General features: G+C 55.4%; 25 protein-coding genes. 12 read left to right on the top strand and 13 right to left on the bottom strand.

Annotated features, from left to right (window positions below; genetic code table 11):
* From C8N36_RS13465 to C8N36_RS13455, 3 genes are read right to left on the bottom strand one after another with little or no spacing between them, the layout of a single operon-like run.
* On the bottom strand, positions 1–348 hold the full coding sequence (locus C8N36_RS13465; RefSeq protein WP_097805121.1) for a hypothetical protein: 348 nt from the start codon (positions 346–348) through the stop codon (positions 1–3).
* Positions 348–1,466 (bottom strand): FAD-binding protein, encoded by a 1,119-nt coding sequence (locus tag C8N36_RS13460; RefSeq protein ID WP_097805239.1) that lies wholly within the window; start codon positions 1,464–1,466, stop codon positions 348–350. Before C8N36_RS13460 ends, C8N36_RS13465 begins: the two co-directional genes overlap by 1 nt.
* 20 nt (positions 1,467–1,486) lie before the next feature.
* A complete protein-coding gene (locus C8N36_RS13455) occupies positions 1,487–2,935 on the bottom strand; it encodes an FAD-linked oxidase C-terminal domain-containing protein (RefSeq protein WP_097805122.1) in 1,449 nt (482 codons plus the stop codon).
* A gap of 119 nt (positions 2,936–3,054) precedes the next feature.
* Here C8N36_RS13455 and C8N36_RS13450 point away from each other — a divergent pair, with 119 nt between their 5' ends.
* From C8N36_RS13450 to C8N36_RS13440, 3 genes are read left to right on the top strand one after another with little or no spacing between them, the layout of a single operon-like run.
* The gene (locus C8N36_RS13450; protein WP_097805123.1) at positions 3,055–3,465 is read left to right on the top strand and encodes a CopD family protein; all 411 of its coding nucleotides are present in this window, start codon (positions 3,055–3,057) and stop codon (positions 3,463–3,465) included.
* Positions 3,466–4,179: a DUF599 domain-containing protein gene (locus tag C8N36_RS13445; RefSeq protein ID WP_097805124.1), complete on the top strand. Its 714-nt coding sequence runs from the start codon at positions 3,466–3,468 to the stop codon at positions 4,177–4,179.
* A 35-nt stretch (positions 4,180–4,214) separates the two neighbouring features.
* Positions 4,215–4,562 carry a hypothetical protein gene (locus C8N36_RS13440; protein ID WP_097805125.1) on the top strand — a complete coding sequence of 116 codons (348 nt, stop codon included), beginning with the start codon at positions 4,215–4,217 and terminating at the stop codon, positions 4,560–4,562.
* Between the two features lie 18 nt (positions 4,563–4,580).
* On the opposite strand, the gene C8N36_RS13435 is transcribed toward C8N36_RS13440, so the two are convergent.
* Genes C8N36_RS13435 through C8N36_RS13420 form a run of 4 tightly spaced genes read right to left on the bottom strand, consistent with a single transcriptional unit; the run spans position 4,581 to position 11,270 of the window.
* On the bottom strand, positions 4,581–6,620 hold the full coding sequence (locus C8N36_RS13435) for a glutamine amidotransferase (protein WP_097805126.1): 2,040 nt from the start codon (positions 6,618–6,620) through the stop codon (positions 4,581–4,583).
* Entirely contained in the window at positions 6,617–9,376 is a 2,760-nt protein-coding gene (locus C8N36_RS13430; RefSeq protein ID WP_097805127.1) for a DUF4159 domain-containing protein, read from the bottom strand. The genes C8N36_RS13435 and C8N36_RS13430 overlap by 4 nt, the downstream gene beginning before the upstream one ends.
* Positions 9,373–10,212 (bottom strand): DUF58 domain-containing protein, encoded by an 840-nt coding sequence (locus C8N36_RS13425; protein ID WP_097805128.1) that lies wholly within the window; start codon positions 10,210–10,212, stop codon positions 9,373–9,375. The genes C8N36_RS13430 and C8N36_RS13425 overlap by 4 nt, the downstream gene beginning before the upstream one ends.
* A 50-nt stretch (positions 10,213–10,262) precedes the next feature.
* Positions 10,263–11,270, bottom strand: a complete 1,008-nt coding sequence (locus C8N36_RS13420; RefSeq protein ID WP_097805129.1) for an AAA family ATPase — start codon at positions 11,268–11,270, stop codon at positions 10,263–10,265.
* Positions 11,271–11,339: 69 nt separating this feature from the next.
* Here C8N36_RS13420 and C8N36_RS13415 point away from each other — a divergent pair, with 69 nt between their 5' ends.
* A complete protein-coding gene (locus C8N36_RS13415; protein ID WP_097805240.1) occupies positions 11,340–11,921 on the top strand; it encodes a DUF1285 domain-containing protein in 582 nt (193 codons plus the stop codon).
* A 46-nt stretch (positions 11,922–11,967) separates the two neighbouring features.
* Here the strand turns inward: C8N36_RS13415 and C8N36_RS13410 are convergent, their stop codons facing one another.
* A complete protein-coding gene (locus tag C8N36_RS13410; protein WP_097805241.1) occupies positions 11,968–12,786 on the bottom strand; it encodes a sulfotransferase family protein in 819 nt (272 codons plus the stop codon).
* 142 nt (positions 12,787–12,928) lie between these two features.
* Here C8N36_RS13410 and C8N36_RS13405 point away from each other — a divergent pair, with 142 nt between their 5' ends.
* Entirely contained in the window at positions 12,929–14,506 is a 1,578-nt protein-coding gene (locus tag C8N36_RS13405) for a DUF5928 domain-containing protein (protein WP_097805130.1), read from the top strand.
* Between the two features lie 68 nt (positions 14,507–14,574).
* Entirely contained in the window at positions 14,575–14,943 is a 369-nt protein-coding gene (locus tag C8N36_RS13400) for an HIT domain-containing protein (protein WP_097805131.1), read from the top strand.
* A gap of 141 nt (positions 14,944–15,084) precedes the next feature.
* Here the strand turns inward: C8N36_RS13400 and C8N36_RS13395 are convergent, their stop codons facing one another.
* Complete coding sequence (locus C8N36_RS13395) at positions 15,085–16,008, bottom strand: ABC transporter ATP-binding protein (RefSeq protein WP_097805132.1); 924 nt, start codon at positions 16,006–16,008, stop codon at positions 15,085–15,087.
* Positions 16,009–16,084: 76 nt separating this feature from the next.
* On the opposite strand from C8N36_RS13395, the gene C8N36_RS13390 reads away from it, so the two are divergent.
* Positions 16,085–16,264, top strand: coding sequence for a zinc-finger domain-containing protein (locus C8N36_RS13390; protein WP_097805133.1), 180 nt, complete (start codon positions 16,085–16,087; stop codon positions 16,262–16,264).
* Positions 16,265–16,435: 171 nt separating this feature from the next.
* Positions 16,436–19,234, top strand: a complete 2,799-nt coding sequence (polA, locus tag C8N36_RS13385) for a DNA polymerase I (RefSeq protein WP_097805134.1) — start codon at positions 16,436–16,438, stop codon at positions 19,232–19,234.
* Between the two features lie 56 nt (positions 19,235–19,290).
* Here polA and C8N36_RS13380 read toward each other — a convergent pair whose 3' ends face one another.
* Complete coding sequence (locus C8N36_RS13380) at positions 19,291–20,280, bottom strand: adenosine kinase (RefSeq protein WP_097805135.1); 990 nt, start codon at positions 20,278–20,280, stop codon at positions 19,291–19,293.
* Positions 20,277–20,921, bottom strand: coding sequence for an endonuclease III (nth, locus tag C8N36_RS13375; protein WP_097805136.1), 645 nt, complete (start codon positions 20,919–20,921; stop codon positions 20,277–20,279). The genes C8N36_RS13380 and nth overlap by 4 nt, the downstream gene beginning before the upstream one ends.
* A gap of 114 nt (positions 20,922–21,035) precedes the next feature.
* On the opposite strand from nth, the gene C8N36_RS13370 reads away from it, so the two are divergent.
* The 4 genes from C8N36_RS13370 to C8N36_RS13355 all read left to right on the top strand — a co-directional run bounded on the left by C8N36_RS13370 (position 21,036) and on the right by C8N36_RS13355 (position 23,895).
* On the top strand, positions 21,036–21,512 hold the full coding sequence (locus tag C8N36_RS13370; protein ID WP_097805137.1) for a Hint domain-containing protein: 477 nt from the start codon (positions 21,036–21,038) through the stop codon (positions 21,510–21,512).
* 74 nt (positions 21,513–21,586) lie between these two features.
* Complete coding sequence (locus tag C8N36_RS13365; protein ID WP_245910812.1) at positions 21,587–22,432, top strand: methylated-DNA--[protein]-cysteine S-methyltransferase; 846 nt, start codon at positions 21,587–21,589, stop codon at positions 22,430–22,432.
* 123 nt (positions 22,433–22,555) lie between these two features.
* A complete protein-coding gene (locus tag C8N36_RS13360) occupies positions 22,556–23,227 on the top strand; it encodes a YiaD family glycine zipper/OmpA-like lipoprotein (protein WP_097805138.1) in 672 nt (223 codons plus the stop codon).
* 113 nt (positions 23,228–23,340) lie between these two features.
* Positions 23,341–23,895: an NADPH-dependent FMN reductase gene (locus tag C8N36_RS13355; protein WP_097805139.1), complete on the top strand. Its 555-nt coding sequence runs from the start codon at positions 23,341–23,343 to the stop codon at positions 23,893–23,895.
* On the opposite strand, the gene C8N36_RS13350 is transcribed toward C8N36_RS13355, so the two are convergent.
* Positions 23,892–24,290 carry a VOC family protein gene (locus tag C8N36_RS13350; protein WP_097805243.1) on the bottom strand — a complete coding sequence of 133 codons (399 nt, stop codon included), beginning with the start codon at positions 24,288–24,290 and terminating at the stop codon, positions 23,892–23,894. The two genes, C8N36_RS13355 and C8N36_RS13350, sit on opposite strands and share 4 nt — an antisense overlap.
* Positions 24,291–24,406: 116 nt before the next feature.
* Entirely contained in the window at positions 24,407–25,096 is a 690-nt protein-coding gene (locus tag C8N36_RS13345; RefSeq protein ID WP_097805140.1) for a sugar transferase, read from the bottom strand.
* Positions 25,097–25,781 lie beyond the last annotated feature (685 nt).

Raw genomic sequence — 25,781 nt, 5'->3', positions numbered from 1 at the left:
TCAAACCATCATTTGTGCCGTGGCCAATCCGAACCAAGGCAAAGTGGTCGCCAAAATGGCGGTCAGGGTAATCCAGCGGCGTATATTTCGGGCCGTGATCCGACGGTTTAGGGCCAGTGCCACCATGGCAACGCCCAGAACCCAAGCCAGCCAAAGGGCTGCCAAGGGGCGGTAAGACACGGTATCTGACGTTTTCTGCATCTGATTGGCTGCGATGATTGCAAGTCCGACAAGGACCGCCAAGCCGCCGATCGACCACAAGTGCGTCGGCAGCCGCAACAATGCCGCGCAAATCAGCGGCCCCCCGATAAAGGTGATCGCATAGGCGAGTAGGGTGGGGGTATCCATCAATCCATAATCCCCGGGTTTAGATATCCATGGGGGTCGAATTTGAGGCGAAGAGATTTGGAAAGTGTTGCCAAAGCGGCAGGTTCCGGATGAAACATTGGAATATTGGTCAAAGGCGCACCGCGAACCCGTGTTGCATGGCCTGCAAATTCGCCAAGCCGCGCCCTTGCGTCGGTTCGCTCCGGGAGCAAGGCCCAGATCAATCCTCCGCCCCAATCAAACAAGGTTTTGTCCGCCTTCAACCGCGCCGCCAATTCCGGCCCATCGGATGGTTTGCATGAAATCCGCCAGACATCGCCGGAAAGCCCATGCATGAGTTCGACATCGCGAACCCACTTCCATCCGGCGGATAGCTTTTCCGGTGTGGTTTCAATTGACACGTCATATGCACCAAAGAGGTCTTTCAACTGAGCCGCGCGGTAAGAAACTGATTTCTCGAACCCTTCAATGCGCAACATTGTGACGGGATGGCCGTCCACCCCTTCTGGGGCATGGGCCGCTCCCGTGACTTCAAAGGGTGAGCCGAGCGCCTTTGACATCGCATCAACGGCTTGCTGATTGGTCAGGCCATTGATCAAGATACAGGCCGAGGTGTCGGGGATAGGCTGAACTTTCAAGCTGACTTCGCTGAGCACGCCCAACGTTCCCCAACTGCCGCAAAGCAGCTTGACCAAATCATAACCGGTGACGTTTTTCATCACCCGCCCGCCATTTTTAAGCACGGTTCCAGTTCCATCGACAAACCGAACGCCAAGTGCGAAATCGCGGGCTGCTCCAGCTTGAATGCGGCGCGGTCCGCTGGTGTTTGTGGCCATGACGCCGCCGATGGTCGATTGGCCTGATGTACCCATCAAACCGCGATAGTCTATCGGTTCAAACGCCAAACGTTGCTTTTCGTCTGTCAGTTGTTTCTCGATGTCTTGCAGCGGGGTGCCCGCCTGCACGACCAGCGTGAGTGCGCCGGGTTCGTATAAAGTGATGCCAGACAAGGCGGCGGTCTGCAGAACCGTTTCAGCCTCGACATGGCCGCCGGGCCGGGTGCCGCCGCCGCGCACGCAGATCGGACCTTGGGTGCCAGCAATGACTTCGGCCAATTCGGCCTCGGTTTTCGGGGTCAAAATTGTCATGAAACGTGCCCTTATTCAGCGGCCAACTGGCCCGCGCGGCGCGATTGCGACGACTGTAGTGGAAAAACTTTGGCAGGATTGAGAAGCCATGTCGGGTCAAACACATCTTTGACCGCCATCTGCACCTCCAAATCTTGGGTTGTGAACTGATCGACCATCAAATCACGCTTTTCGATTCCAACACCGTGTTCACCTGTCAGGCAACCGCCAACTTCGACACACAGGCGCAAAATCTCTGCCCCCATTTGTTCGCAGAGTTCCAGATCGCCCGCTTTGTTGGCGTCAAACATGATCAGCGGGTGCATATTGCCGTCGCCTGCGTGGAATACATTGCCAACGCGCAGCCCGTATTTTTTCGAAAGCTCGGAAATTCCGGTCAGCACGCGCGGCAGTTCCGAAACCGGAATTGTGCCATCAAGGCACATGTAATCCGCGACCTGGCCCACTGCCCCAAAGGCCGATTTACGGCCAAGCCAGATGCGGGTGGCATCCTCTGCGTCTTTGGCCTCGCGCAGCTCAACCGGATTGTGACGGCGGGCGATTTCAAGGATGAGCGTAAGTTGTTCGTCGATTTCCGCGTCCGATCCTTCTACCTCGACGATCAAAAGAGCTTCGCAATCGGGATATCCGGCTTTGGCGAAATTCTCGGCCAGTTCCAAAATCGGCCGGTCCATGAATTCGATGGCAACCGGCAGAACACCGGCCTTGATCATATCGCTGACACAGGCCCCCGCGACTTCGTTGCTGTCAAAAGCCATCAGAACCGGCCGTGCACCTTCCGGTTTGCGCAAAATACGCAGCGTGGCTTCGGTCACGACGCCCAATTGGCCTTCGGAGCCGCAAATCAAGCCTAGCAGGTCCAGCCCGCCAGAATCTAGATGTGCGCCGCCGATCTCGATAACCGTGCCGTCCATTTGAACCATTGTGACGCCCAAAAGGTTGTTGGTGGTCACACCGTATTTCAAGCAGTGCGCCCCGCCGGAATTCATCGCGATATTTCCGGCAATGGCGCAGGCCAATTGCGACGAGGGATCCGGGGCGTAGAAGAAGTCATTCTCTTCGACGGCACCGGACACGGACAAGTTGGTGCGACCGGTTTGAACCCGAATAAACCGGTTGTTGTAATCGGTTTCCAGCACGCCGTTCATCCGCGCCACACCCAAAATGACACAGTCAGCCGTCGGCAAGGCCCCCCCCGCGAGTGATGTGCCAGACCCGCGCGGCACAACGGGCACCCCTTCGGCGTGGCAAATTTTGAGAATGGCACTAACTTGCTCGGTTGTGGTTGGGAGGACAGCGGCCAAAGGGGGGCAGCGATAGGCCGTCAGCGCATCACATTCATAGGCGCGCGTCTCGGCTTCGTCCGAAATGACCGCATTGGCTGGCAAAACCGCGCTCAATTTCGCTACGATCCGGTCCTTGCGGGCCAGGACTGACGCATTGGGGATTGGCATTTCCATAAGGCACCTCGCTAAATTGGTAACTTTATATAACCAAAATTTCGAAATTGCGAGGCCAAAGTGTCAGATCGGGCAGAAGACCGCTTGCACTTTACTGCCTGTAGCGGTCATTTGCCTGTATGGAATGGGTTAAAATCATACATTTATTGTGCGTCATGGGCTGGATGACTTCTATCTTTGCCGTGCCGCGGGCATTGATCTACTGGAAGCGCGAGTGGGACAAGCTGGGCGAATTCGGCCCTTTGGGCGATCTCACGATTCGGCTGTACCGCTTTTCCGCCGGTCTTGGTGTGATTGCGCTGATAACGGGTCTGTGGATGGCGCATGATTTGGGCTGGCCTGCTTGGGTCCATCTCAAGCTGGCGTTGATTGTGCTCTTGACGGCACATTACATCTGGACCGGTCGGTTGGTCATCCGCGCCCGCAAAGGCATTTTCACGGAGAGCGAATTCTTTCTGCGCATCTTTAACGAAGTCAGCGTTTTCGGTGTTATCGCCATCTTGTGGGCCGTCGTGGTCAAACCGTTTTAAATGGGCTGGACCACTGCAATCGAGGCGCTGTCCCAACTGGATCTGATCGCCGTCAGCTGCTTTTTGGCGGTCTGGCTGGGTATAAGCTGGTTCATTGAGAACCCGCCCAAACGCCGCCCCTCGACATCGCAATTAATGGCGCAATACCGACGAATTTGGATGCGCGAATTTGTGACCCGTGAACCACGGATATTCGATAGCCAGATTATTGCCAGTCTTCGGCAGGGCACGTCTTTCTTTGCTTCGGCCAGTATGATTGCAATTGGCGGTGGCTTTGCCCTTTTGGGCAACGCAGACCGGTTGCGCGGTGTCGCCCAAGATCTGACAACAGGAGCTGCCGATCCGGTTGTTGTTTGGGAATTGAAACTGATCTTGATGCTGGTGCTGGCCGCCAATGCATTTTTAAAGTTTGTCTGGTCTCATCGATTGTTTGGGTATTGCTCGATATTGATGGCGGCGGTTCCAAATGACCCAAACGACCCAATCGCAATGCCGCGCGCGATGAAGGCGGGCGAGGTGAATATCACAGCGGCCAAGGCCTATAATCGCGGCTTGCGGTCGGTTTATTTCGGCATCGCGTCGGCGGCTTGGCTGGGTGGTCCAATTGCCCTGATGGTCGCCACTGCATTTACATTGGCCGTGATACTGCGCCGCGAATTTGCTTCGATTTCAAGGGCTGTGCTGCTTGAGGTAAGTGACAGCACGGTGTCGTGATTTGGCGCGCCGGACAGTTTGGGTAAAGTGGCGGGATGAAATATACGATTCCTCTATTGTTTCTGGCTGGGTTGGCGCAGGCGGATCCCCCCGAAATCACCGGTGCTTCGGCACAGCAATCTGGCGTAAGCTGGTCTTTTTCCGTGACGCTGGCCCATCCGGATACGGGATGGGATCACTATGCCGACGGTTGGCGTATTGAAGATGCGTCGGGGGCGGTTCTAGGCACCCGCGTTTTGGCGCATCCACATGTGAATGAGCAACCCTTCACGCGTAGCCTGTCGGGTGTTCAAGTTCCAGACACCGTGACCGAGGTGTTTATCCGGTCGCGGTGTGTGGTTGATGGCTGGTCGGAAGATTTGTTCATACTGACATTGCCGTAGCGTCTATCAAGGCAGGGCTTAGTTGCGTCCTTCGCGCAGCCAAGCCCCGACAATCATCAGGGCGGCCAGCATCAACACCAACCACGCTGGCAAAAGGGGGGTCTGGCGCACATCCAGAGTTTCAAACGCTGCACGGGGGGTGATCCCGACCCAGCCGCGCCCGGCGGCTGGCCGGCCGGATCTAACTGTCCGGATCTGCGGAACCCCGTCTTGCAAGGCCATCACACCGCCGCGTTGTGTGGCAATCAGATCCGCCAATTCAGCGCCGCTGGCGATGGTTTGCACAAATTCTTTGGGGGCCGCCGGGCCAAGGCCGATCACTGCAGATTGTGCACCTTCCTTCAACCGGTACAGGCCAATTTCGGCACCCGTGTAAAGGGCTTCGAACCGGCCGGGACTGACTTCGGTCAGGGCAACTTCGGACTGGCTGCCATCGGGTTGGGTGACAGTCACGGTTCCGACACTGGATTTTAAAGACCGACGGATGATGCGCATGGTTTGGCCGGTGACTTCGGCCCACAGCGCTTCTTCTTCCAGTTCAGGTTCCTTCATCATCCAATGCGCCAGACGGCGCAGCAGGTCCAGCTGCGGTCCGCCGCCTTCATATCCCCGGCTCCAAAGCCATGCTTGATCCGAGGCGAGCAAGGCAACGCGCCCCTCACCGACACGGTCCAACACCAGCAGCGGCTTGCCGTTTGCGCCTTCCATCACCGTCGAACCCGAATTGGGTTCCAGCTCAATCTGGCGGAGCCATCGGCCCCAATCTTCGGGTCCCGTCAAACCGGCTGTCACGGGGTGGCGCAGGCCAAGATCGGTCACCAATGGCAAAAACGCTTGGTCTATGACGCGGGCTGTGGGTTCGGCTGGCAAAACTTCCCCCAAAGGCGATCGATATATCGAATCCGCCGATGCGAAATCAGGCCCCGCCGCAACCAACACAGCCCCGCCTTTTTCGACATAGTTTCGCACATTGTCGAGGTAGAGCGATGGCAGAATGCCGCGCCTCTTGTAACGGTCAAAGATGATCAGATCAAAGTCGTCAATCTTGTCTAAAAACAGTTCGCGCGTGGGGAAAGCGATCAGAGACAACTCGTTGACTGGCACGCCGTCTTGTTTTTCTGGCGGGCGCAAAATGGTGAAATGCACCAGATCAACCGAGCCATCCGATTTGAGCAAGTTGCGCCATGTGCGCCCGCCAGCATGTGGTTCGCCCGATACCAACAACACCCGAAGCCGATCACGCACGCCGTTGATTTGTACCAAAGCGGTGTTGTTCCTGTCCGTCAACTCATCCGATGCTGTGGGGACGGTGAACTGGATCACGTTCATCCCGCCATGAGGTAGGGTGATGGGGAGTTCGAGGTCTTGGCCGACGGGCACCATAAAACTTTGGGGCGTGTCTCCATCGACAGAAATCAAAAGTTCGGATTGCAGATCTCCCGGGGCGGCACCATCGTCGTCGATCCGCAAGGTAAGCAAGACTTCTTCGCCCAAAATGGCAAATCCAGGGGCATTGCGCACGGTCAAACGGCGATCCCAATCCGTGTCGCGGCCCGTCAGCAAAAGATGCAATGGGGCGGGTAAATCTGGCGCCTGTTCAAGATCGTGCAGGCGGCCGTCAGACAGCAAAAAGATGCCTGCAATCCGGCCTCTGGGCTCTTCGGCCATAGCGGTTGAGAGCGCAGTCATCAGCTCGGTTCCAGCGTCATCGGGGCCATCACCAACAGGAATGCGGCGGATTTCGGTGTTGGGCCGTGCGGCAAGGCGGGCTTCTAGTTGATCGGCTGCCCCAGATGTTACGGCGGCCCGATTGGCCAGCCGTTGGGATGCGCTTTCGTCAACTAGGATCAAGACAATGTCAGACAGCGGGGCGCGGTCTTCGATTTGGTACGACGGTTGCGCCAATGCGCCTATCAGGACCAAACCGGCCCCCAATCGAAGTGCCCAGCCAGACAAGCCGCGCCATAGGGCCAAGACCACGCCAACCGCAGCCAAAGCGGCCAAGCTCCAAATGACAGCCCAAGGCAGCAGAGGGTCAAAAACGATGTTTCCGATCATTGGCCTAACCTATCGAGCAGCGCAGGAATGTGAACCTGATCTGATTTGTAATTGCCGGTGAGCACATGCATCACCAGATTGACGCCAAAGCGATTGGCGATTTCACGTTGCCGTTCGCCGGTAAACCCGCGCCCCAGTGGTACTATGGGTAGACCGGTTTCATCGACGGCCCAAGCCGAAGCCCAGTCGTTTCCACCAATCACCACCGGAGTTACATTGTCGTTCAGATTGCGGAACGGCATGCCTTCGACCAACTTGGCGTCCGGCGGTGCCGCTTCGACCCAAACATCGCGGCCAACGTACCTGCCGGGAAAGTCCTGTAGCAGGTAAAAAGTGCGCGTCAGCACGTGATCTTGGGGGATCGGTTCCAGCGGGGGTATATCCAGTTGTGCGGCCAAAGCCTGCAATTTGCGGCCATTTGCTGTGGTCGCACCGAATCCGGCGATATCTGCGTCACGGGTGTCAAACAAAATCATACCACCGGAGCGAAGATAGGTGTTCAGCTTGGCATAGGCCGCATCGGACGGAATCGCCTGATTGGCGCTGATCGGCCAATACAAAAAGGGGAAGAACGCCAGCTCATCTTCCTCAAGATTGACCGCCATCGGCAGGGCCGGTTCGACCGATGTGCGGTAAAACAGCGTATCGGATAGGCCGCGCATGGCAGCCCCCGCCAGTTGATCCAGCTTGTCATCTCCGGTCAGAACGTGCGCAAAGACCACTTCGGATGTGGCGGCAATGGCAAGTTGTTCATCGGTTGTTTGGGCATTGCCATCAATGGGCAAACCGGCGAGCAACAATATCGCCATGGCAGCGCGTGCCCCTAATAACCGGCCTGACAAGGCGAGAGAGGCGATAATATCGGCCAGTAAAAGGCAGATAGCCGCAGCCAAAAACCAGCCGCCAAGCGGTGTTTCACGCGGGCGGTTCAGACCTAGAACTGAAACTTCCGAAGGCCAAACCATCGGCTGTAGTTGCGGATCGGCTGCAATCACATTGCGGGCCAGTGTGCGGTCCTCGCCTTGGTAGAGGCCCGGCCGCAAATCGGCGCTCAAGACAGCTTGGGCCAGAACCAAACCGTCGACACCGGGCAATGTATCCGCGCCGCGCAGCTTGCCGAAAGCATCAAGAACGGACAGCGGTTGCCATGTTGTGCCTTCAAGGTTTTGATCCTCGGAGACGCCGACACTGGACGAAATTGACAGACGTTCCAACATTTGCACAAACAGGCCGGAAATCGGGAGATTTGACCATTCGGCATTTGCGGTCACATGTACCAGTACCACCTGACCTTGCCCCACAGATTTGCGGGTTACCAAGGGTGTTCCGTCGCTCAGTTGCGCAATCACACGATCCGCCAGCGCTGGATCCGGCTGGGCGATCACCTGACTATGAACCGTGATTTCGTCCAGAACATTCAGGCCAGCAAAGGGACTGTCGCTGGCAAAGGGAGCCAGCGTTTTAGGCTCTCCCCAGCTCATGGCCCCACCCACCGTGCGGCCACCGGCGCGCAACCGCACCGGCATCAAGGGGTCTTCGTCGGTGCGGCTGATGTCGCTGGCAGCAAGGCGCGGTCCGGCAAAACGCAGCAGCAGGCCGCCTTGGGCAAGCCATTCAAGAACAGCGAACTCTTCGCTCGGACTGAGTGTCGCAACATCGGCCAGAACGATCACGTCCGGATTGGCAGGCAGCACATCTTCGAGCGACCCGTTCAGAATGTCGGTTGTCGGGGCCAATGCCTTGTTCAGATAATGCAGCGGGTCGAGAAGCTGGAGCCCTTCGCTGCCTCCGCGGCCCGCAATCAGTGCTATCTCGCGGCGGCGCAGGCTGTCATCGGGAAGCGTGACGGCTCCGGCGCTGCGGGTGCCTTGGATTTCAAAACGGCTGATCCGGGCCCGTAATTCGGCGGGCAGCGACAGTTTGGTTTCTGCGATCAGCGCTTGATCTTCGAATGTCACCTCGGATTCAAAGAGCAAGGCGGGATTCCCTGCGGGGTCTTTGCCATGTCCAGCCAAAGTGACAGTGGCCTCTGGTCCGGCGCGCAACCTGTGCAACGTCATGGCCAAATGCCCATCCTCAAGGGTCGCAGGGCCAAGTGCAAAGAGTGTGCGGGCGTTTTCAAATACCTTAAGCGTTCCGCGGGATTCGAGTACTTGCAACAAAGGGGCGCGGGTATCGCGGGCCAAACCGTCAGACATCCAGAAACTGTCGAATTCTCCCTCAGGCAGGGCGGCCATAGCGCGCTGCATGTCTGCCTTGCCGGGTTGCCAAGGTTCGGGTTGCACGCCGGTCAGACGGCTACGCAGCACGTCGGCACTATTGAATTGTACCGGTTCAGGATTGGTCAGGCGCAACAAGGCGACCGTGCGACCTTCGCGTCCGGCCTGCGTCAAAAGCCCGTCCAAGGTGACCATGCGCGCCCGCCAATCTGTGGCCGATGCCCAGCTGGCGTCCATGATTACAAGCAGTGGTGCATCACCTGCCGCTTCGGTCTTTGGTTCTGGGTTCAAAATTGGCCCCGACAGGCCGAAAATCACCGCCGCAACAGCCAGCATGCGCAGCAGCAAAAGCCACCATGGCGTGCGGTCTGTAACCTGTTCGTCGTCTTTCAGGCCCAAAAGTAAAACGACACCGGGGAACTTTCGGCGCACAGGGGCAGGCGGCACAGCCCGCAAAATGACCCACAAGATCGGTAGTGCCAGCAGGCTGAGCAGCAGCCAAGGCGTCGTGATGCCAAGTACACCAAACAAGGTCATGGGTGGCCCCCATCCAATGCGCGATAAAGCCAAAGAAGTGCGGATTGCGCACTTTGGTTTGTGTGATGGCAATAAAACTGCCAGCCGGTTTGCCGGCATAAGGTTTCAAGGCGGTCCTTGCGCTCTGCCAGACGCGACAAATAGCGATCCCGCAAATCGCCTGCTTTGAGCGTTTCATACGCCACGGATTTCCCGACGCTTTCGAAAATGGTCCGCCCTTGAAACGGAAAGGCTTCTTCTGCCGGATCAAGCACCTGCACCAAAGTGCCGCGTACATTTCTGTCAGCGGCCTTGGCCAAAGCGGCTTCGATCGGGGCAATATCGGACAGAAAATCCGAAACAAATAGCGCCTTTGCATGGGGCAGCATGCCGCGTGCCTCGGGTTCGGCATAGTCAGAGTCGTCATCGCGGCCGAACATTTCCGCCAGCCGAAGCATTTGGGCTTCGCCGCGGCGCGGTGGCAGATCCCAGCCGGTCAGGCCAACACGTTCACCGCCCCGAATAAGAAGAACGGCAATTGCCAGAGCGATCAGTCGGGCACGGTCGGCTTTGGTTGGTAGATCCCGCGAGGAGGAAAAGCGCATGGATGCGCCGGGATCGACCCACAGCTGAACACTCTGGGCGACCTGCCATTCGCGTTCACTGATAAATTGATCATCGCCCTTGGCTGATCTGCGCCAGTCAATGTGGCGGTAGTTGTCGCCCGGCTGCAAAGGCCGGTATTGCCAAAAATCATCCCCGGCCCCAGCGCGTCTGCGCCCGTGTTCCCCCAAAAGCACCGTACCTGCCAAGGTTTCGGCGCGTGCCAGCAGCGCCGGAAAGTGGCTGGCTTCCATTTGGGCACGGGATCTTAGACCGGAGCCGGACTGTTGGGCGATGTTTTGGCTCACGCGGCGGCCTCAACCTTGGTGACACCAGCGGCGACTTCGTCAATGAGCGAACTCAGGTCTTCACCGCGGGCGCGCGCCGAGAAGGACAGCGCCATGCGGTGAGTCAAAACAGGGCGTGCCATGTCGATAACATCCTCAGGTGATGGGGCCAGACGCCCTTGCAACAGTGCACGGGCGCGCACGGTCAACATTAGCGCCTGCGCGGCGCGCGGTCCGGGGCCCCATGCCACCACTTCGCGGACGCGATCCGGCGCAGAGGGATCTTCTGGGCGAAAGGCCCTAACCAAATCAAGGATCAGTTCTACCACGGCATCGCCCACCGGCATGCGGCGCAACAGGGTCTGCGCTGCGATCAATTCTTCGGCAGTGAACACCTGATGTGCCTCGTCTTCTTCGGTGCCGGTTGTTGCCAAAAGGATGTCGCGTTCGGTATCGCGGTCTGGATAATTCACGTCGATCTGTACCAAAAAGCGGTCAAGCTGGGCTTCTGGCAATGGATAGGTGCCTTCTTGCTCAATCGGGTTTTGGGTGGCCAAAACATGGAAGGGGGTATCTAAAACGCGGGTTTCACCAGCGACGGTGACCTGCTTTTCCTGCATGGCTTGCAGCAGCGCGGATTGCGTGCGCGGACTGGCACGGTTGATCTCGTCGGCCATCATCAACTGGCAAAAGATCGGCCCGGGGATGAATTTGAAGGCGCGGCTGCCGTCATTGCCGGTTTCCAAAACCTCGGACCCCAAAATGTCTGCGGGCATCAGATCGGGTGTAAATTGCACGCGGTTGCCGTTTAACCCCATGACAGTGCTCAGGGTTTCAACCAAACGGGTTTTCCCCAGACCGGGCAAACCGATCAAGAGGCCATGACCCCCGCAAAGAAGTGCCGACAGGGTCAGATCAACGACGCGGGGTTGGCCGATGAACCGGGCATTGATGGATCGCTTCGCCTCGGCCAATTTTTCCTCCAGGGCTTCTATTTCTGCCACCAGATTTTCGGCATCCGCCATAAGAACTCTCCATTGCAATCAATCGTATTAGATATGAATGTATCGTGTGAGTTGGAAATGGCAAAAGATATGAGCGGACAAAATGTTGTGACCCCATCGGCAGATGGCATTGCGGCGTCAATAAAAGCGACAAAAGGGCGGGGTCTACCGCCTGTTCACAAGTGGAATCCGCCCTTTTGCGGTGACTTAGACATGCGGATCGCACGGGACGGCACATGGTTCTATTTGGGCACGCCTATCGGCAGATTTGAGCTGGTGCGACTTTTTTCATCGATCCTGCGCAAGGATGGCGACAGCTATTTTCTGGTGACGCCGGTTGAAAAGGTTGGAATCACGGTGGATGACGCGCCGTTTGTTGCTGTGGATTTCGAAGCGAAAGACGACGGTAAGGCACAGATTCTAACGTTTCAGACCCATGTCGGCGACGAAGCGGTGGCAGGCCCCGATCACCCCATTCGTGTTGAACGCGACGCGCAAACCGGCGAGCCGTCGCCCTATGTGCTGATCCGCGCTAATCTGGAGGCGCTGATCGACCGCAAGAGTTTCTATAGGTTGGTTGATCTGGGCGCGCATCATGACGGATGGTTCGGGCTTTGGTCTTCTGGTCAGTTCTTCCCGATTATTCCGTCATCCGAGCTTGAAGGTCTGTAGGTGCATTTACGTTTGCGCCGCTTTGTATGGCGGCGCAGTCACCAGTCTAGTCGCCCAATTTGGCATGCACTTCGTCCAGATCAATCTCGCCTATGGGCATTTTGTTGCCCGGATTGTCGAAATCATATTTGAACAGTGCAAAATCGCGATGGAAGATTTCCTTGATGAGATGCATCGATAGATCGTCGAAATAGTCTTCGACCGGATGCGCGCGTTTTGGTCCGTGGCCTTCGGATTCATTGAAACGCGGGATATTGGCCAAATCAACGTCATGCGGTGTGTTGATCGAATCCAGAACGCCTTGCATGCCTTCGTTGAACTTTTCCGTCCAAAAGATGTTGTTGTAGCGTCCGCCGTTGACAATGAACGTGCTGACATGGCCAGACATGGCCGACCAGTGGATGTCTGGGTCCATAGGTCGCCGCCAACGAATGGTGTCACGGGTGAAGAGCAAAAAGCGCCGAAAGGATTTGATCTGGTCAAACTCTTGCTTGCCATCGTCTCCCCCCACTTCGATCCCGTATTTTTGGATCAACAGTGGGACAAGGTTGCCGCGATATCGGCGGCCGTTGCGCTGAATTCCGCAAATCTTGTCAAAGAAGCTGGAGAGGATACGCGTGTAAGGATTGCGCACACAAGTAAAGGCATAGCTGGTGTGCGTTTTCACGTTTGCCTTGATCGCCGGTTGGCTGTCTTCGCGCGCCCATTTGTGCAGCCCTTGGCTGGCATCATGGATGTCGCCGTCAAAAAACGCACCATGATCAGAATAGTACATGATTTGACCAATGGTCGAGCAGGCGCATTTCGGCACAACCCGATACACCATGCTTTCACTTTCGGTCATCCAGGTTCCAGGAAAACCCATGCCTGCCGCCTCCTGCTTTTTGCGCCCTGTTGTATTTGGCACCATTTGCGCCCAAAAAAGCAAAATATGCGGCTTTCTTCAACGCTTGTTCATGTCTATCAATATAAACAATCAGGCAAAAATAGGGCAGATGGTTTCCTAAATGGCAAAAATCGCCTTCATCCTGTTGTGTCATAAAGACCCGGACGCGATCATCAAGCAGGCGCAAAGCCTTACGGCGGTGGGCGACTACATGTCGATCCACTATGATGCCCGTTCCGATCTCGATGATTTCAAGAAAATCAAAGCGGCCTTGTCCAACAATCCCAATGTCACATTTGCCCGCAAACGCATAAAATGTGGTTGGGGGGAATGGAGCCTGGTCGAAGCGACTATTCAGGCTGTGCAATCCGCCTTGGACGCATTCCCGCGCGCCACGCATTTTTACATGCTGTCCGGCGATTGCATGGCAATCAAGTCAGCTGAATACGCGCATGAGTTTCTGGACCGTAGGGATTGTGACTACATTGAAAGCTATGACTATTTCCAATCCGACTGGATAAAGACGGGCTGGAAGGAAGAGCGGTTGATTTACCGCCATTGGTTCAATGAGCGAACGCAAAAACGCCGGTTCTACGCAATGTTCCAAGTGCAAAAAAGTTTAGGTATGACCCGTAAAGTTCCACAAGATCTGGAGGTTATGATCGGGTCGCAGTGGTGGTGTCTGCGGCGCCGCACTGTTGAATGGATTTTGGACTTTGCCAAAAGGCGCAAGGACGTGATGCAGTTTTTCCGGTCGACGTGGATTCCGGACGAGACCTTTTTTCAGACGCTCGTGCGGCATTTGGTTCCCGAGCAGGAAATTGAGAACCGGACGCTGACCTTTTTGATGTTCAGCGACTACGGGTTGCCGATCGTTTTTTACAACGATCACTATGACTTGTTGCTGAGCCAAGACTTTTTGTTTGCCCGAAAAATCAGCCCAGAAGCGATGGAGTTGCGGCGTCGGCTGGGGGTTTTATATTCCTCTGAGGGGCAGCGGTTCAAGATTTCGAACGAAGGCCGGTCACTCCATAAATTCCTGACGGAAAAGGGTCGCATGGGACGGCGCTTTGGGTCTCGGTTCTGGGAAAAAGAAAGCTCGTTGGGCCGGGAGCGCGAGTTGCTGATAGTGGTCAGCAAGAAATGGCATGTGGCGAAACGATTGGTAGAGCGTTTCCGGCAGAGCACTGACATTCCGTGTATTGATTACCTGTTCAATGAAGAAAGCTGTGTTTTGCCAGATTTGGGCGGCATCCAATCGACCATGGGCAAACGGCACCGACATCGTCGTGCCTTGATGCGAATGTTGTTTGACTATTATGAGACGGATCGACTGATCGTTTGCATGGATCCGGAAGATCTTGATTTGATTTCTGATTTTGCCAACGATCGATCCCGAACCCGAATTTTGGAAGTCGACTGCTTGTTCTCCGATGAGTACTTGATCGGCCACGCAATGCGGGTTGGTTTGGCAGGGGAACGTACTCCACCAGAGACGTTGCAGCGTCTTTTGCCAACTGTGCGCAATGATATGATGCATGAAAGCGATCAAATCAAAGATGCCAATTTTGACAACCTTTTGCGCATCCGCGAAAGCGATCCGAGGCAGGTCAACGCGGCGGCGGTTGCTACGTTTTTGTCAGTACCACAGGACGTAGCCCAAGAGATTGTCGATCTAGATCATCTATATGCGGATTGAGGCAGCGGCGGTTTTGCGCGATACCAATGCGCAAACAGTGATTTCAAACGCGCTAAGGGTACCGAAACATGGCATATGCTTACGACGATCAGAATATTTTTGCGAAGATTTTACGGGGCGAGATTCCGAACTCAACGGTTTTGGAAACGGAGCACTCTCTGGCCTTTCGTGATCTGTACCCCCAAGCACCGAAGCATGTCTTGGTGATTCCTAAAGGGGCCTATGTGTGTTTTGACCATTTTGCGCAAACAGCATCGGACACCGAGATCGTGGACTATGTTCGCGCTGTTGGTGAGGTCTGCAAGATGGAAGGTGTTGAGGAAGACGGTTTTCGTCTGATTTCCAATGCTGGCCGCGACGCGGTGCAAGAGGTGCCGCATCTGCATGTGCATATCTTGGCGGGCCGCCCTTTGGGCCGGATGTTGGAACGCGCCTAGGATTTTAGGTTGTTCAATGGTGCGGGCCTATGGCCCGCGCTGTTGTCCACACCAAAACCCACTTCGGGTTTTTAATGCGGCGCGCGCTGCGGGGTGACGTGACCTGCAGCTGTCACGCGGATTTGCTTTGGGTCCGAGAGCTTAGCCTGAGTGGCTTTGGGTCAGAGATAAAAAGACATCTTGCAGATCGGCTTGTTCCGTCCGCACATCTCGGATTCGAATTCCGGCGGCGTGAACGGCTGTTAGGACATCCTCTGCGCGGGTTTGCTTGGCGTTGTAGTTGACGGCGATCGTGCCGTCGCGGCGGGTTTCCACCGCCAGCCCCGGGCCTGCTGGCAGCGTTTCCGGCACATGCTCAGGCGTAATCAACATGGTTTTCGCGTCAAGCTGCCCCAAAAGATTGGCTGTGCTGTCGCGGGCTACCATGGCACCCTGATCGATAATCGCGATCTCGTCGCACATTTCCTCGGCTTCTTCGAGGTAATGCGTGGTCAGGATAATGGTCATCCCGCGTTCTTGGTTCAATTTGCGGATATTCCGCCACAGCATTTGCCGCAATTCGATGTCAACGCCAGCCGTCGGCTCATCCAGAACCAAGATCTGCGGATGATGTACGAGGGCCTTGGCCAGCAACAAACGGCGGCGCATGCCGCCAGACAGGGTGCGCGCGTATGCATCGCGTTTGTCCGTCAGGCCCACCATTTCAAGGATTTCTTCGCTGCGGCGCTGGTCTTTGGGAACGCCGTACAGCCCCGCCTGAACTTCGAGAGCGCCAAAGGGGGAGAAAAATGGATCAAGATTGAGCTCTTGCGGCATAACGCCTATGGCTGCGCGTGATTGGCGTGGGTTTTTGTCTTGTTGCCAGCCCCAAATCTCAACCTCGCCAGCGGATTTTAGCACCAACCCGGCGAGAATATTGATCAAAGTTGATTTCCCTGCGCCGTTGGGCCCGAGTAGGCCAAAGATCGACCCTGCCGGTACGGTCAGGTCTACCCCTTTGAGGGCTTGTTTGCCGCCTTCATAGGTCTTTTGCAGATTGCTGATGCGGATAGCGTCCTGTGTCATTGCGCGTGCTTGCTCCTGCGGCTGGCTTGGCTCATAAGGCTGTTAAGCCAGTGTTCGAGAAAAGGGAACCAATGCCATGACCATTCAGGCGCCCGAGACTAAGATTGTGGACAGCTTTCGCGTTGCCTGTGACGGCGGCGGCGGTGCTTTGGGGCATCCGCGCGTATGGCTGCAAATGCCAGCCGAACATGGCTGGGTTGAATGTCCTTATTGCGACTGCAAATTTGTGCACAAAGATTTTGAAGACAAAGTCTAAGCACACTAAGCCAAAAACGAAATGAATTTGCCCTGCGCTAAAGCGCGGGGTTGTTTTCGTTTTTGAGGCCGAATTGCATGGTCAAGCGCAAAGGACGGCTGGCAGAAACCGATCCGGCATGGCAAACCATACCTGAAATAATATGTGGTGCAGATCATGGGGAGCGGACGAATGGCGAGTGATTTCGGTAAGGGGTGCCATCTGCACCTGATCGACGGATCGGCTTTTATTTTTCGGGCCTATCATGCGTTGCCGCCTTTGACGCGGAAATCTGACGGGTTGCCTGTGGGCGCTGTCGCAGGGTTTTGTAACATGTTGCAGCGTTACGGCGAGGGGCAGACAGGCCCTGATGCTCCGACCCATGTTGCCGTCATTTTTGACCATTCCGGAAAGTCTTTCCGCAATGATCTGTATGATTTATACAAAGCCAACCGTCCTCCTGCCCCCGAAGATCTGCGCCCGCAGTTCCCGTTGACCCGTGATGCAACGCGGGCCTTTAACATTGCCTGTTATGAGGTCGAGGGATTTGAAGCTGACGACATCATCGCGACGCTGGCCTGTCAGGGCCGCGAAGCCGGTGGGCGTGTAACGATTGTGTCGTCGGACAAGGATTTGATGCAGTTGATTGGCGATGGTGTCGAAATGCTGGATCCGATGAAGAACAAACGCATCGACCGTGACGGTGTGCATGAAAAATTTGGTGTTGCGCCAGAACGGGTTGTCGATGTGCAGGCGCTGGCGGGTGATAGTGTGGACAACGTTCCCGGCGCGCCCGGTATCGGCATCAAAACAGCGGCTTTGCTGATCAACGAATATGGCTCTCTCGAAGAGTTGCTGGACCGGTCCGAGGAGATCAAGCAGCCGAAGCGCCGACAGTCGTTGATCGACAATCGCGCGCAAATCGAATTGTCGAAACGATTGGTACAGCTTGATTGTGAAATGGCGCTCGATTTCACCATTGATGAGATGGAAGTTCGGGAGCCGGAAGCTGACAAACTTTTGGGCTTTCTGGCGGAAATGGAATTCCGGACAATGACCAAACGCATGGCCGCCTCTTTGGGGGCTGATGCGCCGGTGATTGAGGATGCGCCTATGGCTGAGGCCGCAGCCGCGCCGGAAAACGCTCCAATTGATCCCGAGAAATATGAATGTGTCAGCGACTTGGATGCGCTGGCGGTTTGGGTTGCCAAGGCGCAACAAACCGGTTGGATTGCAGTGGATACGGAAACAACCGGCCTTGATGAAATGCTTTGCGATTTGGTGGGTATTTCGCTGTGCGTCACGGCAGGTGAGGCCTGTTACATACCGCTGACACATCGGGCGTCCGCAGCAGATGATCTATTTGGATCAGAAGATTTGGCCGAGGGGCAGATCCCGCTACAAGCCGCATTGGATGCGATCAAACCGCTGCTTGAAGACCCGAGTGTGATCAAGATCGGGCAAAATATGAAATATGATGCCAAGGTGTTTAAACGCTATGGCATTGATATCAAACCGATAGATGACACGATGTTGCTCAGCTATGCGCTGCATGGTGGCCTACACAACCACGGCATGGACGCACTTTCGGATCGGTATTTGAACCACACCCCGATTCCGATCAAATCCTTGTTGGGGAGCGGCAAGAGCGCAATTACCTTTGACAAGGTTCCGGTTGGCGATGCGGTGAAATACGCAGCGGAGGACGCCGATATTACCCTGCGCCTTTGGCAGCTGTTCAAACCGCTTCTACATCGCTCAAAAGTGACCCGGGTCTATGAAGGATTGGAACGCCCGCTTGTTCCGGTACTGGCTAAGATGGAGATGCACGGCATTCAGGTGGACCGCGATGTGCTCAGCCGCATGTCGAACGCATTTGCCCAGAAAATGGCGGGGTTTGAGGCTGAGTTGTATGAGCTGGCAGGGCGTGAGTTTAACGTGCAATCGCCCGCACAAGTCGGTGCTATTCTGTTCGAAGAAATGGCGCTTGAGGGCGGCAAGAAAACCAAAACCGGTCAGTGGTCGACACCGGCGGATGTGCTTGAAGATCTGGCGACAGAGCATGATTTTGCGGCGCGCGTTCTGGATTACCGCCAGCTGCAAAAATTGAAATCGACCTACACCGATGCCTTGCAAGGCCATATTCATCCTGAAACCGGCCGTGTTCATACATCGTATTCTATCGCTGGGGCGAACACCGGACGATTGGCCTCGACTGATCCGAACTTGCAAAACATTCCGGTAAGGACAGAAGACGGCCGCCGCATCCGCGAGGCTTTTGTCGCGCCAGAGGGCAAGGTTCTGGTGTCGCTCGACTATAGCCAGATCGAATTGCGCGTACTGGCGCAGATGGCGGGGATTGATGCGCTGAAAGAGGCGTTTAAACAGGGGCACGACATTCATGCGTTGACGGCGTCCGAAATGTTCAATGTGCCGCTGGACGAGATGACACCGGATATCAGGCGGCAGGCCAAGGCGATCAACTTTGGTGTGATTTATGGCATTTCCGGATTTGGCTTGGCGCGCAATTTGCGCATCCCTCGGGCCGAGGCGCAGGGCTTTATCGATCGCTATTTCGAACGCTTCCCCGGTATTAAATCCTACATGGAAGAGACGGTGAACTTTGCCAAAGAAAACCTGCGTGTTGAAACCCTGTTTGGCAGGGTGATCCATACGCCGGAAATCGCCGCAAAGGGGCCGCGCGCCGGTTTTGCCAAACGGGCTGCGATCAACGCCCCGATTCAGGGCACTGCCGCTGATATTATTCGCCGCGCGATGATTCGCATGCCGGATGCCATCGAAAATCTACCAGCCAAAATGCTGCTACAGGTTCACGATGAATTGCTGTTCGAAGTTGAGGAAACTGCCGTGGAAGAGCTGATAGGCGTGGCGCGAGGCATCATGCAAGGCGCTGCGGATCCGGTTGTTAAGCTGGACTTGCCCTTGATCGTCGATGCGGGCCAAGGGGCCAATTGGGCCGAAGCCCACTAACAAAAAAGGGCGGCCATCAGAATGATGTGCCGCCCTTTTCCTATAGCGTGAACCGCTTACAGCAAGCCGTTTTGACGAAACAGTGCTTGCATGTTTGCTTCGGGGCGCGGCCCCATGTGACCAATCACTTCGGTGGCGCAAACGCAGCCCATTTTGCCAGCAGTGTCCATATCTGCACCGGTCGCCAAGCCATATAGGAAGCCCGCGGCGAATTGATCGCCCGCACCGGTCGCATCTACTGGCACGACCTTGGTCACTGGCACATCGAACCGCTGACCGTCATGTATGATTGTCACGCCGTCGCCCGAGCGGGTGCAGACAACCAATGGGCAGACGGCAGCAACGCGGGCCAGATCTGCCTCTAGGCTGTCGTCTTGGTATAGCGAGCGGATTTCCTCTTCGTTGCCGATGACAAAATCCATCTCGTTGGCAATAAGCTTCAGAAAATCTTCGCGGTGGCGTTCTACGCAAAAAGGATCGGAAATGGCGATACCAGCTTTGCCGCCAGCTGCGCGGCAGGTGCGCGCGGCGCGCAAGAATGCGTCTTTGCCTTTGTCCTTGTCGAACAAATACCCTTCAAGGAAGATGATTTCGGCCTGATGGGTTACCTCGTCTGACACATCATCAGGGCCAAGCTCGGCCGATGTGCCAAGATAAGTGTTCATGGACCGCTCGCCATCTGGCGAAACAAAGATCATCGACCGTGAGGTTGGCAAATCGCCTTCGGAGCTCGGGGCGTTCACAAAGTCGGTGCCACCTTTGACCATTGCGTCAGCGTAAAAATGCCCCAATGCGTCATCGTGCACGCGGCCGATAAACGCGGTGGGAAGGCCCAAATTCCCGATGCCAGCCAATGTGTTGGCAACTGATCCGCCCGGGGCTTCGACGCGGTCGGACATGGCGGCATACAAAGTTTCGGCGCGGTCGCGTTCGACAAGCTGCATGATGCCTTTTTGGATGCCCATATGGTCAAGGAATGTATCCTCGGAGCGGGTCAACACATCAACAACGGCGTTGCCGATGCCAACTACTTGGTACTTTTTCATTCGGTCTTTTCCTCGAATTGGCAGAGGTCGTTTATGTGACACGCCTTGCATTTGGGTTTACGCGCCACGCAGATATAGCGTCCGTGCAGGATCAACCAATGGTGGGCGTGATTTTGAAAATCGACGGGGATGTTGTCTTCGATTGCACGTTCAACGGCGACGACATCTTTGCCGGGGCAAATGCCCGACCGGTTGCCGACCCGCAAGATATGCGTATCAACAGCCTGCGCCGGATGGCCCCACCACATGTTTAGAACAACATTGGCTGTTTTCCGGCCCACGCCCGGAAGACTTTCGAGGGCGGCCCGCGAATTGGGCACTTGGCCGTCGTAGTCATCGACTAAGATGCGGGCGGTTTTGATAACGTTTTTGGCCTTTTGCCGAAACAACCCAATGGTTTTGATGTGCTCGATCACAGCCTCTTCGCCAAGGTCGAGCATTTTTTGCGGAGTGTCTGCAACTTGAAACAGTTTTTCCGTCGCTTTGTTGACGCCAATATCTGTGGATTGGGCAGACAGGGCCACGGCCACAACCAATGTATATGCATTGGTATGGTTCAACTCGCCCTTGGGCTCCGGTTCAGAGGCCTGAAAGCGTGTAAAAACCTCACGCAGGGTTTGGTAATTCATCTGTTTTGCCATGCGTGCGGTATGCCCGCCTTTGAGCGCTGGAACAAGGGCAGGGGACAGTTGCCGAGTTAATCCGATCGAAAGCGGTTTAATGCGAGGAATCGATACCTTCAATGAAAGACGACTATGCCGAAGTTGATCGGTTACGCCCCAACCGGACTTGTCTACAATCCAAGAAGAAACTCTTGGGGCCTGCGCGTTGGCTTTGATCCCACAGCGGCAGCGGGATTTGTGGAGGTATCGCCAGATTCCGGACTGCTGGTGCACGGCGCGGATGTGAAGAGGCTATTTGAAGAAGACGAGGTTCTTGTTCCGGCGAAATTTCTTGCGGATCAAAATCGGCCAGAGCTTCTTGATCGTAGTTGCACCATGCATCATCTCTTGTTTGCGTATCATCAGGTGGTGATGGTCAATGGCCTTTGGTCGGAAAGCTTGTTGGAGCCTCCGTCTGATCCTGGGTGGATTACGGACTTGGGTGTATTCCCACCGCGCGGTGTCTTTCACACTTGCGGGGCGCGCAGTTATCTATCGCAAGATCAAGCAGAATTGCTGCAAAGACAACGCGCGATACAGATGCAACCCGCCAACTGTATGCTTGCTTGACGATTTCGCATATTCCGGATCGCAGAAACACACCAGCGAAGTTAGGGTAAAGCCACTTTAAGAAGGAGGCCAGCATGCCCAATGATATGAGCGAAGACGGGTACCATTTTCACGTCATGCGCCGTGCGATCGAATTGATTGATGGTATGGGCGAGCAGGCGACCTTGGAGCAATTGGCCAATGCTATGGGGATGAGTCCAGCGCATTTTCAGCGTGTCTTCTCGCGGTGGGCTGGGGTGTCGCCAAAGCGCTATCAGCAATACCTGACACTTGGTCATGCAAAGGCACTTTTGACAGAGCGTTTTACGACTTTGGAGACAGCCCATGCCACGGGGCTGTCGGGCGGTGGCCGTTTGCATGATCTATTTTTGCGCTGGGAATCCATGAGTCCGGGCGATTACGCCAAGGGAGGCGCAGGGCTGACAATCTATTGGGGCTGGTTCGAAAGCCCCTTTGGTCCGGCTTTGGTGATGGGGACGCAAAAAGGATTGTGCGGGATCGCCTTTGCCTCTGAAAGCGGAACCGAAGCGGCGTTTGAAGACTTATTCGCCCGCTGGCCAAAGGCAGATTATGTTGAGGACCCGATGTTTTTGCGCCCATGGGTTTTAACGGCTTTCGGGGTGCAGCAAGAAGGCGAAGTCCCGCTGTATCTGATCGGATCGCCGCTACAGATCAAAGTCTGGGAGGCGTTGATGCGCATTCCATCCGGGCATGTCACGACTTATTCGGAACTGGCCGGTGTGGTGGGCAAACCCAAGGCTGTCCGTGCCGTGGGAACGGCAGTCGGCCGTAACCCCATTAGCTATCTCATTCCGTGCCATCGGGCCTTGCGAAAATCAGGCGGTTTGGGGGGGTATCATTGGGGGCTACCGGTTAAACGCGCTATTTTGGCTTGGGAAGCCGCGCGAGTGGAAGCTTGAACCGGAAAATTGGGCGGCAAATCGCCGATTTCCCCGTGACTGGCCTGCCCAAGACACCCATGTTATTGTATATCAGCAGCGAATGACCCCATTCAAAGGGGCGATAACATGATGAGGCATATTATGATCCGGGCAACTTCCCCGATTTTCCTGGCCGCAGTGGCTTCTTTGGGCCTAAGCGCCTGCACGACCGGTCCTATGATCAATGAGAATGATCCCAATCGGCAAACTAAAACCGGTGCGCTGGTAGGGGCCGGTCTTGGTGCAGTGGTTGGCGGACTTGCCGGTCAGGGTTCCAGCGTTAAAGACCGCAACAAAGCGATTGTTCTGGGTACCTTGGCGGGCGCTGCCGCTGGTGGTTTGATCGGCAACCAGCTGGACAAGCAAGAAGCTGAATTGCGCCAGCAGCTGGGCAACGACGTTGGTATCCGAAATACGGGCGACCGCCTGATTGTGACGATGCCGCAAGACATTTTGTTTGCGACCGATAGCGCCGAATTGCGCCCCGGTCTGGTAGGTGATCTGCGCAATGTGGCCCAAAGCCTATTGGCTTATCCTGACACCACCGCACAAGTTATCGGACACACCGATAGCGATGGCGATGCCGGGTATAACCTGAACTTGTCTCAGCGCCGTGCGCAGTCTGTTCTGAATGTGCTCAGCTCCTCGGGCGTACCCACAAGCCGCCTGCAGGCGATTGGTGCAGGTGAAGACCAGCCGATCGCGTCGAACCTGACACCTGAAGGCAAAGCGCAGAATCGCCGTGTTGAGATCGTGATCCTTCCGAACTCTTGATGCGATAATTCGCACCTTCGTGCGTATATGCACGTTACCTATGAAAACGCCGCGAATAGACGCGGCGTTTTTTTGTGCCTAGATCAATGCCAACAGAAGAACGGAGACAGAGCATGTCAAACCTCACCCTAGTTGGCCTAAGCGGCGCACTGCGTAGTGCATCGACCAACACCAAACTTATGAACCAAGCGGCTGCACGTTTTGATCCGGCGCAGTTCATTGTAGGTAACCTTCGGCTGCCCTTATATGATGGTGACCTTGAGGCCGAACAAGGCATTCCCGAAGAAGTGCAATTACTTGCCGATCAGATACAAGCCGCTGATGCTGTGATCGTTGTGACGCCGGAATACAACAAAGCCCTGTCTGGCGTGCTCAAGAACGCCCTCGATTGGGTCAGCCGCGTTGACGGAAACCCTTGGGCTGGCAAACCCGTAGCGGTGATGTCCGCCGCAGCTGGCCGTACCGGTGGCGAGCGGGCGCAAAGCACGCTCCGAGAAGCGCTGCAACCGTTTCAACCCCGTTTTGTGCTGGGGCCTGACGTGGCGTTGGCGCAGTCTTTTTCCCAGTTTGACGAACAAGGCGCGCTTACCAACGAACGAACAGCCGAAAGTCTCGACAGTTTGATGGTGAAATTGCGGGCCGAAGCCGAACGACTTAAGTCAGCCTAGATCTGGTTTGAGATTTCGATCAGGTTTTTATCCGGATCACGAATGTAGAGAGACAAGATAGGCCCTGTTGCACCGGTTCGTTGCACGGGGCCTTCTTCTATTGCGATGCCTTGGGCTGCGAAATGATCCTGCCAGTCGGTCATTGTCTGTTCGGATAGAAAACATAAGTCCGCGCTGCCCGGTGTCGGGCGGTTTGCCTTGGGGGCATATTCCTTTCCAGCCGGATGCAAGTTGATCTTTTGCGCGCCAAAACACAATGCCCAGCGGGTTGATCCATCTGCGGGGGTGAATTGCGTCGGCACCATTCCCAGTGCGTTTTGGTAGAACTGGCAGGTGGCCTCTATATCGGCGACCGTCAAAACAAGATGATCAAGAAATTGAACTCTGGGTTGCATAAGATGCCCTTTTTGGAGAAGCCGCCAAGATGGAGAGCGTGGCCATCCGGGGCAAGACCAAAGAAAAGCCCCGCCAAAAGCGGGGCCAAATGCTGCCAGCATTGCTGTTGCGTAGTTTAACTGCCTGTGCCGCGTAACACGACCTTAAAGGTCCGCAAGATGGTCTTTACATCAGTCGTAAAGGACAGCTTACGAAGATAGGCAGTGTCAAAACCTGCGCGCTCGGAAAAGCTGGATTCGTTGCGAACTGATGTTTGCCAGAGCCCGGTGATGCCGGGGCGTAAGGCATAGTAAGCGGTGCCAGGGTAGATCCCTTGTTGGCAGGGCATCATTGGGCGCGGGCCAACCAATGACATATCACCGCGAAGAACATTCCACAGTTGCGGCAGCTCATCAATCGAGGTCTTGCGGATCAAACGGCCGATCTTGGTGATGCGAGGGTCGTGAGACAGCTTTTGAAAGCGGTCCCATTCAACCCGTGCTGCGGGATCAGTTTCAAGATGATCGGCTAGCGCTTTGTCTGCGTTTAAGACCATGCTGCGCAGTTTCCACATCCGAAACACCCGGCCATTCCGACCAATACGTTTTTGCATGTAAAAGGGTGACTTTCCATCCAGCGCCACTAGCATGGCAAAGACCAAAGTAATGGTGAGAGCTGGTACGGCACCAATCAAAACCAGCGCAACATCCATAATACGCTTGAACGTATTGCGATAAGTTGCGGCAGTCGACTTTGCGAACAAAGCTTCGTCGATCAGGGCATCAATTTTCACCGTTGGCAGCGGCTGGCGAATATGCAGTGTCAAGTTGACCTCCTAAAGTCACTCGTGACGAAAGATGATAGGAAGGCAGCAAAACTGGCCAGATTTTCGACAAACGTATCGGCTGCCCCAAGCAACTGGGACATTGAAAGATTTCAGCGAAATCGCCTCAAGTTTTATCTAATTAGGCGCAGCAAGTGTGCTAGCAGACGACCCATTCTCTCCCGTGTAAAAGCACTAACCCCCAAGTGCCGGTGAATGCGAATGTGACGCTAGTTGGACACATCCGCTCGACTTCTTTGTTATGACAATGGGGTCTGTCGGCGTCAATACAAGGATCGCGCTGCACGTCTTGGTTGAAATACGCTGCGTCATTAAGGGGTTGGCGGATCTGTATTTCATATATCGGCAAGATTGAGCCGGTTTGAATATTTTTCCCCGTAGTTGAAATTTTGACGCTAATTGGCGTCACTCTGTCTAAGGCGGTAGCCAAAACCAGTCGAAATATCTGGGAAACAATAATCCCTCGAATAGGCCGTTATTGTTTACCTTACGTGAACAACGGGGAAATTTTTCGTTTCGCCCATCTTCAAAGCAGGCGGAATTGAGGCGGAGTTTTCCAATTTGATGGGCGTATCGGAAACAATAGTCGGCCACTGAAAGGTTAGTAGAGTCTTAATGAGGCATATTTGGACAAATGTGTTTCGCAAATATACCTATAGAGCGGTGT

It is taken from the genome of Pelagimonas varians, from assembly GCF_003208435.1.
Taxonomy (GTDB): Bacteria; Pseudomonadota; Alphaproteobacteria; order Rhodobacterales; family Rhodobacteraceae; genus Pelagimonas; species Pelagimonas varians.
Note: the sequence above shows the minus strand (reverse complement) of the source record. Positions and strands in the feature narration are given on the sequence as shown.